A 10,072-nucleotide genomic window follows, 5' to 3' on the forward strand; every position below is an offset into this window, starting at 1 on the left:
AATTTTGAGCATCTTCGGAAACTCAGCGTAGTCCTCAGCACTAAGGCGCCCGTGCTTTATGGAATGTACGGGAAAGGCGAACGCACCGATCACATCCCTTATCGCCCATGATCTACTTATAGGATCCCAACCAATACGTCCATCCGAACTTATAACATACCAACTACGCTTCAAATTTTCCCGTATTGTTTCGATCTTAAAATAAGATAGATACAGAGCCCATGCAGCACTAATCAAACACAACACAAAACACGCAAACATTAAGTTTTGGTAAATTATTCCTGCACCTTCAAAAGATAAAATCGAGGTAACAAAATCAAACATGCCACAACCACTCATATATCAATGTACAACCTCATAAATTTTTTCGCCTAATTTTTCGCCTCTATTGCCAGACAATGTACTTACACTTGCCGTGGCGGCACCAACAACTACAATACCGCAAATAAGCCCTCCGCCACCCAAGGTGCCAACCCCAATAGCAGCACAAACAAATCCGGCGCTTGCGACACCTACAGCACCTCCCACCGCGCCGCCAACGACCCCCCCCGTGAACCTCCCGCCTTCCGTGAATTTAACTTTTTTACACTGTTCAGCTGTTCCAGCGCGGCACGTTTCCTTCACCTTCAACGCTGACGCCGATGCCCCTAACCCGATGCCGACAAAACCACCAACCTTCATGTATTGGCTCGCCCGTCCCACACCCTGTATGTGCGTCGCATATCCGGGAATTCCTCCTGAAACGCCCGCTTTTTTCCAATGATGGACAAGGCTGCGACTGGAGATCCCCATCGCACTTTTCAGCTTCGGATGATCGGGAATACCAACACCTGTACGCACCAGAGGTCCGAGACCGTTATCCAATTGGCTCAACAACATTTTTCGCTCAGCGAAGAACTCAGCGCCTTGCAGCTTGCCGCTTTTTTGGAACGTTTCCACATGAAGCGCCTCAAGGCGTTTAAGGGTTTTTTCAGTATCCCCCAAGTGTTTACCCACCATCGTCGACCCAATCCCCACCGCCGTTGAACCCTCCGCCAAAAACCTCCGAATCACCTCATGGTGCTCCACCATAAACGCCGCCTCGTCGTCACTCATCGGCGTCAGCGCTCTGTTCACCTCCTGTGCCGCCTCCATCAGCAGTGCCTCCTCGCGGGTGCATTGGCTATTGAGCGGATCGCTTAGGACAAGCATTTGCCCTGGCCTGGCGTACTGAGTGAGTTGCGGATTCAGATTGCGAAAACGCTCCAGTACGATGGCGCTGGGCGATTCGAATAGATACTTTCCAACGCATCCCTGGACATCGCACTCCGAACGATATGAAACCCCGGCTCGACGCCTGAGGTTCTACCAGCAGTGGCTCCCGCCCCCCTTGCTGCCGTGTTGCGTGACATCACACTGACCATTTTTGCAGCGCTCACATTCTTCGCAAAACGGCGCGCTGCGTTTCAGGCTGGCGACCTGTACACGACTCAGTGGGGCGGGGATAACTGCCAGCAATTTTTCCTTCACCCCGGGTATCAACGGCGGTGCAGGTGAGGCAGGCGCACCGCCGAGCTGAATCGGCACACTGCTGAAAATCCCGCCCGCCGAAATCGTGATCGACTGCCCACCCGCCTGAATCGTCACGCTGGCCCCCGCATCGATCACGACGCTTTGCCCCGCACCTATCTGAATTGTCCGACCGGCGCGCATTTGCTGGGAACCGCCGACCACCAGGTGATCGTCCTGCTTGAGTTCCGTCAGGCGGTTGCCGTGGGTGATGCGCTGCTCTTCGCCTTGCAACTCATGGTGCGACTCGCCGCCCACCCTCACCCGCCGCTGGTTATCAACCTGCACCTGCTGGTCATTCAGCACATGCTGGGTCCAATCGCGCTGGGCGCGCAGGTAGATTTCTTCAGCGCCCTTGCGGTCTTCGATGCGCAGTTCGTTGTAACCGCCACCGCCCGGGCTGCTCTGGCTGCGGAAAATGCTGCGGGTTTTGTCCGCCGGCAGGTCGAGGGGCAGTGGTGTCGCCGCGTTAGGCAGGCAGCCCATCACCAGCGGCATGTCGAGGTCGCCGTTGACGAAGCCCACCAGCACTTCCATGCCTACCCGTGGAATCAGCACCGAACCGTAACGGTCATGGGCCCAGGCGCTGGCGACACGCAGCCAGCAACTGGAATGGTCGTTGTGCTTGCCGGCGCGGTCCCAGGCCAGTTGCACCCTGACCCGGCCGTATTCGTCGCAATGAATTTCACTGTCGGCAGGCCCGGTGACGACTGCATTCTGATAGCCCGAAATCGTCGGGCGTGGCTGTTCAGGCAATGGCGGCCGAAAGATCACGTCCCACGGCGCGGCGATAAATTCGTTGCGATAGCCCTGACGAAAATCCCCGCCGGATACGTCGGTAACAGCCTCCTCCAGCACTTGAGGCTGCTTGCCTTCGTGGGTGACTTGCGTCACCAGCCATAAATCATTCCAGTCCTCACGGGAATGCCCGCTCAACTTGAGGAAACGGCCGCTGACCAAGGCAGGCTCGTCGCCCTTGCCCTGGGCGATTCTGTAGTCACTGCGATGGCGCTCCAAGCCGCGCTGCGCGAGGTATTTGCCATGGGGTCGGTCACTGAATCGGCCGGAGTAACCCTGCTGCTCGAGGCTGGGAAGCTGCTCGCCAGCCGCTGCGCTTTCCAGCGCCAGGCGAGGCGTGCGGAAATCGTAGTCGCGCAGGCTCACCGCGGTGGTGCGGGTTTGCAATTGCACGCTAAAACGCTTGATCGCCGGCGTATCGGCCACCATCCCGGAACCGGGGGTGTAAGGAGTGGGCTGGTCGTTTTGAACGAACACCGTCTGGTCATCGCCAAACACCAGCAAATGGTCTTCGGGGGAATGCTGGAAGTGGTAGTGGATACCCAACTCGGCGCACAGCCGCTGAATGAACGCCAAGTCCGTCTCACCAAACTGTACGCAGTACTCCCGAACAGGGTAGGTGCCGCTCAGGCGAAATTCGAACCGGTTGCTTTGGATCCCCTGCCCCACCAGCACCTGCGCGACAATCTGCGGCACCGTCTTGTGCTGGAAGATGCGTTGATGGCTGCTGTGCGCGAGATACGCCAGCTGGGGCACCACGCTGATCTGATAGCGCGTGAGGCGCCGCCCGGAGTCGCCCTGCGCCACGCGATAAACCAGGCCATGCACGCCATGGCCCTGCTCGTTGAAGCCCAGGTAGACCTGGCGATGCAGCAAACCCTCGAGGTCGAGATCGGGCTGTTCGCTGACCAACTCAAGGTCAAAACAATAGGGCCGGCTGATGGCTTCGGTGCCTTTGAACTCGAACACCTTGAGTTCACTGGGCTCCCCATCGAGGGTCAGGGTGAAGGCACTTTGATTGGCAGGAGCGAACATCCGGTGTTTCTCTGCGAGGAGTAGGCGGACGATTCTGCACCAGCTTTTTGCCGACCTGAGCGCACCACGCGCAAATCAGTAAGCTCCTACATCATGAGCGCCGAATTCTTCATGTGTCCGACGTCGAGAACACCTCGTTGCCGTGCTAGCGTCATTGCTCCTTTCCTCGCCGAACCACTGGAAAAAAGCATGGCCAGCCGCTACGCAAAAATCGTCCTGACCCTCGCCCTTGCAGCCTTCGCGACCATGGTCGCGTTCAACAACATCATTGACTACGGCTCCAACTTCGCCTTCGTCAAACACGTGTTGAGCATGGACACCACGTTTCCCGATAACGCCGCCATGTATCGCTCCATCACCACACCCTGGTTGTGGCACGGCGCCTACGTGCTGATCATTTTCGGCGAAGCGCTGACTGCACTGTTGCTGGCCTTGGGCGCACGCTTGCTGTGGCGCAGCCGACACACGACAGGCGCCGAATTCAACCGCGCAAAATCCTGCGCAACCAGCGGCTTGGCCCTCGGCTTCGTGGTCTGGTTTTTTGGCTTTATGGTGGTCGGCGGCGAATGGTTCCTGATGTGGCAATCCCATCAGTGGAACGGTCAGGATGCGGCGTTCAAGTTCTACATGGCGATTGTGGGTGTACTCATTTTTCTCAACCAGCCGGATTCAGATTGAATCAGCCATAAAAAAAGGCCCGCCATCCGTAGGACGCGGGCCTTTTCTTTAACTCAACGAGCGCTCAGCGCCCGAAGAATTACTTGTTGAGGTTGTAGTCTTTTTCCGCCGCATCAAAACGCTCGACCATACCTGCCGTCGGCGCACCCAGCTTGCTGACGAAGTAGATCGCCAGGCTGGCGAAAATGAAGCCAGGGATGATTTCGTACAAACCCAGCAACTCGAAATGCTTCCACACGATCACGGTGATCGCGCCGACCAGAATGCCGGCCAGTGCGCCGTCGCGGGTCATGTGTTTCCAGATCACCGAGATCAGCACCACTGGACCAAACGCAGCGCCGAAACCGGCCCAGGCGTAGCTCACCAGGCCCAACACGCGGTTATTCGGGTTGGCGGCCATGGCGATGGCAATCAGGGCAACCAGCAGCACCATGGCGCGGCCGACCCACACCAGTTCAACCTGGGAGGCGTTCTTGCGCAGGAAGGTTTTGTAGAAGTCTTCGGTCAAGGCACTGGAGCACACCAGCAACTGACAGCTCAGGGTGCTCATGACAGCCGCCAGAATGGCCGACAGCAGCACGCCCGCAATCCACGGGTTGAACAGCAGCTTGGCCAATTCGATGAACACACGCTCGTGGTTCTCGTTGACCGGGCCCGCCACTTCCGGGTGCGCCGAGAAGTACGCAATACCGAAGAAGCCTACGGCCACGGTGCCGCCCAGGCACAGGATCATCCAGGTCATGGAAATGCGGCGCGCCTTGGCGATCGACTTGACCGAATCCGCCGCCATGAAACGCGCGAGGATGTGCGGCTGGCCGAAGTAACCCAGGCCCCAGCCCATCAGCGAAATGATGCCGATGAAGGTGGTGTTTTTGAGCATGTTGAAGTTGTCAGGGTTCTTGGCTTCGATCGCCAGGAAGGTGGTATCGACACCGCCGGTGGCCAGCAGCACGATGATCGGCGTGAGGATCAACGCGAAAATCATCAGCGTGGCTTGTACGGTATCGGTCCAGCTGACGGCCAGGAAACCACCGACAAAGGTGTAGGCAATCGTCGCTGCGGCACCGGCCCACAGCGCAGTCTCGTAGGACATGCCGAAGGTGCTTTCAAACAAGCGGGCACCGGCGACGATGCCGGAGGCGCAATAGATGGTGAAGAACACCAGGATCACCACCGCAGAGATGATCCGCAGCAGGCCGCTCTTGTCTTCAAAACGGCTGGAGAAGTAATCCGGCAGCGTCAGGGCGTCGCCATTGTGCTCGGTCTGCACCCGCAGGCGGCCGGCCACGAACAACCAGTTCAGGTAGGCGCCGACGATCAGGCCGATGGCGATCCAGCTTTCCGACAGGCCCGACATGTAGATCGCACCCGGCAACCCCATCAGCAACCAGCCGCTCATGTCCGAAGCGCCAGCCGACAACGCCGTGACGACGCTGCCGAGGCTGCGGCCGCCGAGGATGTAATCGGAAAGGTTGTTGGTGGAGCGATAGGCCATTAAGCCGATCAGCACCATTGCCGCGATGTAGATCACAAAGGTGATCAAGGTTGGATTACTAACGCTCATAAGAGTGACGCCCTGGCTTTGTTTTTATGTAGCGGCGGTCTGTCAGACGGCCACCCGTGAATAACCGGGTAGACGAAACTGCGTGCCGCGCATTTATGACTGGCGTTTCCCCAGGAAAGCCGCCAGCCGATGAACCGAACCGTTGAGGTGGTTGCACCTTGGGCGCGAATGCTATTCAACAATGCAAATAAGGTGCAACCAGTTTCTTGAGAATAAGTTGCACCTGAATGTATTTTGCCAAAAACACCTCTTTCTTGCTCCTTTTCGGAGCAAGCGCAGCCGGTTTCAGAACTAATTGCACCGTTATGCAGCCGATTCGGCCGAGCTAATCAATTCGTCCGATCAGCATCAAAAAAATCATGGATAAAAAGGGTTGCACCCGGTTGCACCTCTTCATGCGCAAAGCTAATCTTGCCGCCAGCAGATGCCACTCGGTAGTGGCACCCATGAGGATAAAAAGATGGCAACGACCACCCTTGGGGTCAAACTCGACGACCCGACCCGCGAACGCCTCAAAGCGGCCGCGACCTCCATTGATCGCACGCCGCACTGGCTGATCAAGCAGGCGATTTTCAATTACCTGGAGAAACTGGAGGGGGGGGCAACCCTGACCGAGCTCAATGGCTTGAGCACCAAGGACGCTGAAGACGCCGGCGAGGTCCAGAATGACCACGCCCACCAGTGCTTCCTGGAGTTCGCCGAGAGCATCCTGCCGCAATCGGTACTGCGCGCCTCGATCACCGCTGCCTACCGTCGCCCGGAGCCGGAAGTGGTGCCGATGCTGATCGAACAGGCGCGCCTGCCGCAGCAAATGGCCGAAGCCACTAACAAGCTGGCCGCCTCGATTGCCGAAAAACTGCGTAACCAGAAGAGTGCTGGCGGCCGTGCCGGGATTGTTCAGGGCCTGCTGCAGGAGTTTTCCCTGTCGTCCCAGGAAGGCGTAGCGCTGATGTGCCTGGCCGAAGCGCTGCTGCGCATCCCGGACAAAGGCACCCGTGACGCGCTGATCCGCGACAAGATCAGCACCGGCAACTGGCAGCCGCACCTGGGCAACAGCCCGTCGCTGTTCGTCAACGCTGCCACCTGGGGCTTGTTGCTGACCGGCAAACTGGTTGCCACGCATAACGAGACAGGCTTGACCTCGTCCCTGAGCCGCATCATCGGCAAGAGCGGCGAGCCGATGATCCGCAAGGGCGTCGACATGGCCATGCGCCTGATGGGCGAGCAGTTCGTCACCGGCGAAACCATCGCTGAAGCCTTGGCCAATGCGAGCAAGTTCGAAGCCAAAGGCTTCCGCTATTCCTACGACATGCTCGGCGAAGCCGCGCTGACCGAACACGACGCCCAGAAGTACCTGGCCTCGTACGAACAAGCCATTCACTCCATCGGCAAAGCCTCACACGGACGTGGGATTTATGAAGGCCCGGGCATCTCCATCAAGCTCTCGGCACTGCACCCGCGTTACAGCCGTGCGCAGTACGAGCGTGTGATGGACGAGCTGTACCCGCGCCTGCTGTCCCTGACGCTGCTGGCCAAGCAATACGACATCGGCTTGAACATCGACGCCGAAGAAGCCGACCGCCTGGAGCTGTCGCTCGACCTGCTCGAACGCCTGTGCTTCGAGCCGCAATTGACCGGCTGGAACGGCATCGGTTTTGTGATCCAGGCCTACCAGAAGCGCTGCCCGTATGTGATCGACTACGTGATCGACCTGGCGCGCCGCAGCCGCCATCGCCTGATGATCCGCCTGGTGAAAGGCGCGTACTGGGACAGCGAAATCAAGCGCGCCCAGGTCGAAGGCCTGGAGGGTTACCCGGTCTACACCCGCAAGGTCTACACCGACGTTTCCTACATCGCTTGCGCACGCAAACTGCTGTCGGTGCCGGAAGTCATCTACCCGCAGTTCGCCACGCACAACGCCCACACCTTGTCGGCGATTTACCATATCGCCGGTCAGAACTATTACCCCGGCCAGTACGAGTTCCAGTGCCTGCACGGCATGGGCGAACCACTGTACGAGCAGGTTGTAGGCAAGGTTTCCGAAGGCAAGCTGAACCGTCCTTGCCGCGTGTACGCACCGGTCGGCACCCACGAAACGCTGCTGGCTTACCTGGTGCGTCGCCTGCTGGAAAACGGCGCCAACACCTCGTTCGTCAACCGCATTGCCGACCAGTCCATATCGATTCAGGAGCTGGTGGCCGATCCAGTGGCCAGCATCGAGCAAATGGCCACGCTGGAAGGCGGCTTCGGCCTGCCACACCCGCGTATCCCTTTGCCGCGAGACCTGTATGGCAGCGACCGCGCCAACTCGGCCGGTATCGACCTGGCCAACGAACACCGCCTGGCGTCGCTGTCCTGCGCCTTGCTGGCCAGTGCGCACAACAATTGGAAGGCCGCGCCGATGCTGGGTTGCGCGTCCAGCAATGAAGCCGCTGCGCCCGTACTGAACCCGTCTGACCTGCGCGATGTGGTCGGCCACGTCCAAGAGGCCACCGTCGAAGACGTCGACAATGCGATCCAGTGCGCCATTAATGCTGGCCCGATCTGGCAGGCCACCCCGCCCGCCGAACGCGCCGCGATCCTGGAACGCGCCGCCGACTTGATGGAAGGCGAGATCCAGCCACTGATGGGCCTGCTGGCCCGCGAAGCCGGCAAGACCTTCGCCAACGCCATCGCCGAAGTGCGCGAAGCCGTGGACTTCCTGCGTTACTACGCGGTGCAGGCACGCAACGATTTCACCAACGACGCCCACCGCCCACTGGGCCCGGTGGTCTGCATCAGCCCATGGAACTTCCCGCTGGCCATTTTCAGCGGTCAAGTTGCCGCCGCACTGGCCGCCGGTAACCCGGTACTGGCCAAGCCGGCCGAGCAAACCCCGCTGGTGGCGGCGCAAGCCGTGCGCATTTTGCTGGAAGCCGGTATTCCGGAAGGCGTGCTGCAACTGCTGCCGGGCCAAGGCGAAAGCGTCGGTGCGCGCCTGGTGGGTGATGATCGCGTCAAAGGCGTGATGTTCACCGGTTCCACCGAAGTCGCGCGCCTGCTGCAGCGCAGCGTCGCCGGCCGTCTGGATGCCCAGGGTCGCCCGATTCCGCTGATCGCCGAAACCGGTGGCCAGAACGCAATGATCGTCGACTCTTCGGCGCTGACCGAGCAAGTGGTGCTCGACGTGGTGTCCTCGGCCTTCGACAGTGCCGGCCAACGCTGCTCGGCCCTGCGCGTGCTGTGCCTGCAGGAAGATTCGGCAGACCGCGTGATCGAAATGCTCAAGGGCGCCATGGCTGAATGCCGCCTGGGCAACCCGGAGCGCCTGTCGGTGGACATCGGCCCGGTGATCGACGCCGAAGCCAAGGCCGGCATCGAGAAACACATCCAGGCCATGCGCGACAAAGGTCGCAGTGTTTACCAGGTGGCAATCGCCGACGGCGAAGAGGTCAAGCGCGGCACCTTCGTGATGCCAACCCTGATCGAGCTGGAAAGCTTCGACGAACTGCAACGGGAGATCTTCGGCCCGGTGCTGCACGTGGTGCGTTACAAGCGTAAAGAGATCGACCAGTTGATCGCGCAGATCAATGCGTCGGGCTACGGCCTGACCCTGGGCGTGCACACCCGCATCGACGAGACCATCGCCAAGGTGATCGACAACGTCAATGCCGGCAACGTCTACGTGAACCGCAACATTGTGGGTGCCGTGGTCGGCGTGCAGCCGTTCGGCGGCGAAGGCCTGTCGGGCACTGGCCCGAAAGCCGGTGGTCCTTTGTACCTGTACCGCCTGCTGTCGACCCGTCCTACGGATGCGATCGAACAGTCCTTCGTGCAGGGCGACGCATTGACCGCGCCAGATGTGCGTCTGCGCGATGCCATGAGCCAGCCACTGACCGCGCTGAAAACCTGGGCCGAGAGCAATAAGTTCAGCGAACTGAGCGCCCTGTGCAGCCAGTTCGCCGCGCAGTCGCAAAGCGGTATCACCCGCCAACTGGCCGGCCCGACCGGCGAGCGCAACAGCTACGCCATCCTGCCCCGCGAGCACGTGCTGTCTCTCGCGCAAGTGGAAGGCGACCTGCTCACGCAACTGGCGGCAGTGTTGGCCGTTGGCGGTTCGGCGGTATGGCCGGAAACTGACCTGACCAAGGCCTTGTTCCCACGCCTGCCGAAGGACATTCAGGCGAAGATCAAGCGCGTGGCCGACTGGACCAAGGACGACGTGCTGTTCGACGCCGTCCTGCATCACGGCGACTCCGACCAACTGCGTGCGGTGTGCCAGCAAGTGGCGCAGCGCGGTGGGGCGATTGTGGGCGTGCATGGTTTGTCGCAGGGTGAGACAGCGATTGCGCTGGAGCGCCTGGTGATCGAGCGTGCGTTGAGCGTCAACACCGCAGCGGCGGGCGGTAACGCCAGCCTGATGACCATCGGCTAACGGTCGAAGCGCGGTCAAAATGTGGGAGCGGGGGG

General features: G+C 59.9%; 5 protein-coding genes. 2 read left to right on the forward strand and 3 right to left on the reverse strand.

Features of this window, described 5'->3' with window-relative positions; all coding sequences use genetic code 11:
• Positions 1–342: 342 nt before the first annotated feature.
• On the reverse strand, positions 343–1,191 hold the full coding sequence (locus tag WBB95_RS08000) for a hypothetical protein (RefSeq protein WP_424487079.1): 849 nt from the start codon (positions 1,189–1,191) through the stop codon (positions 343–345).
• A 153-nt stretch (positions 1,192–1,344) separates the two neighbouring features.
• Complete coding sequence (locus WBB95_RS08005; RefSeq protein WP_424487080.1) at positions 1,345–3,381, reverse strand: type VI secretion system tip protein VgrG; 2,037 nt, start codon at positions 3,379–3,381, stop codon at positions 1,345–1,347.
• Positions 3,382–3,570: 189 nt separating this feature from the next.
• Between WBB95_RS08005 and WBB95_RS08010 the strand changes: the two genes are divergently transcribed.
• A complete protein-coding gene (locus WBB95_RS08010; protein ID WP_424487081.1) occupies positions 3,571–4,059 on the forward strand; it encodes a DUF2165 family protein in 489 nt (162 codons plus the stop codon).
• A 79-nt stretch (positions 4,060–4,138) separates the two neighbouring features.
• Here the strand turns inward: WBB95_RS08010 and putP are convergent, their stop codons facing one another.
• The gene (gene putP, locus WBB95_RS08015) at positions 4,139–5,623 is read right to left on the reverse strand and encodes a sodium/proline symporter PutP (RefSeq protein ID WP_424487082.1); all 1,485 of its coding nucleotides are present in this window, start codon (positions 5,621–5,623) and stop codon (positions 4,139–4,141) included.
• 460 nt (positions 5,624–6,083) lie between these two features.
• Between putP and putA the strand changes: the two genes are divergently transcribed.
• On the forward strand, positions 6,084–10,037 hold the full coding sequence (gene putA, locus WBB95_RS08020) for a trifunctional transcriptional regulator/proline dehydrogenase/L-glutamate gamma-semialdehyde dehydrogenase (protein WP_424487083.1): 3,954 nt from the start codon (positions 6,084–6,086) through the stop codon (positions 10,035–10,037).
• The last annotated feature ends 35 nt before the right edge of the window (positions 10,038–10,072 follow it).

This window comes from Pseudomonas sp. (genome assembly GCF_049645325.1).
Taxonomy (GTDB): Bacteria; Pseudomonadota; Gammaproteobacteria; order Pseudomonadales; family Pseudomonadaceae; genus Aquipseudomonas.

What these genes read in the sequence shown, in the direction of transcription:
- putP (WP_424487082.1), bottom strand. Translation starts at nt 5,623, where the DNA reads ATGAGCGTTAGTAATCCAACCTTGATCACCTTTGTGATCTACATCGCG.
- putA (WP_424487083.1), top strand. Translation starts at nt 6,084, where the DNA reads ATGGCAACGACCACCCTTGGGGTCAAACTCGACGACCCGACCCGCGAA.
- WBB95_RS08000 (WP_424487079.1), bottom strand. Translation starts at nt 1,191, where the DNA reads ATGCTTGTCCTAAGCGATCCGCTCAATAGCCAATGCACCCGCGAGGAG.
- WBB95_RS08005 (WP_424487080.1), bottom strand. Translation starts at nt 3,381, where the DNA reads ATGTTCGCTCCTGCCAATCAAAGTGCCTTCACCCTGACCCTCGATGGG.
- WBB95_RS08010 (WP_424487081.1), top strand. Translation starts at nt 3,571, where the DNA reads ATGGCCAGCCGCTACGCAAAAATCGTCCTGACCCTCGCCCTTGCAGCC.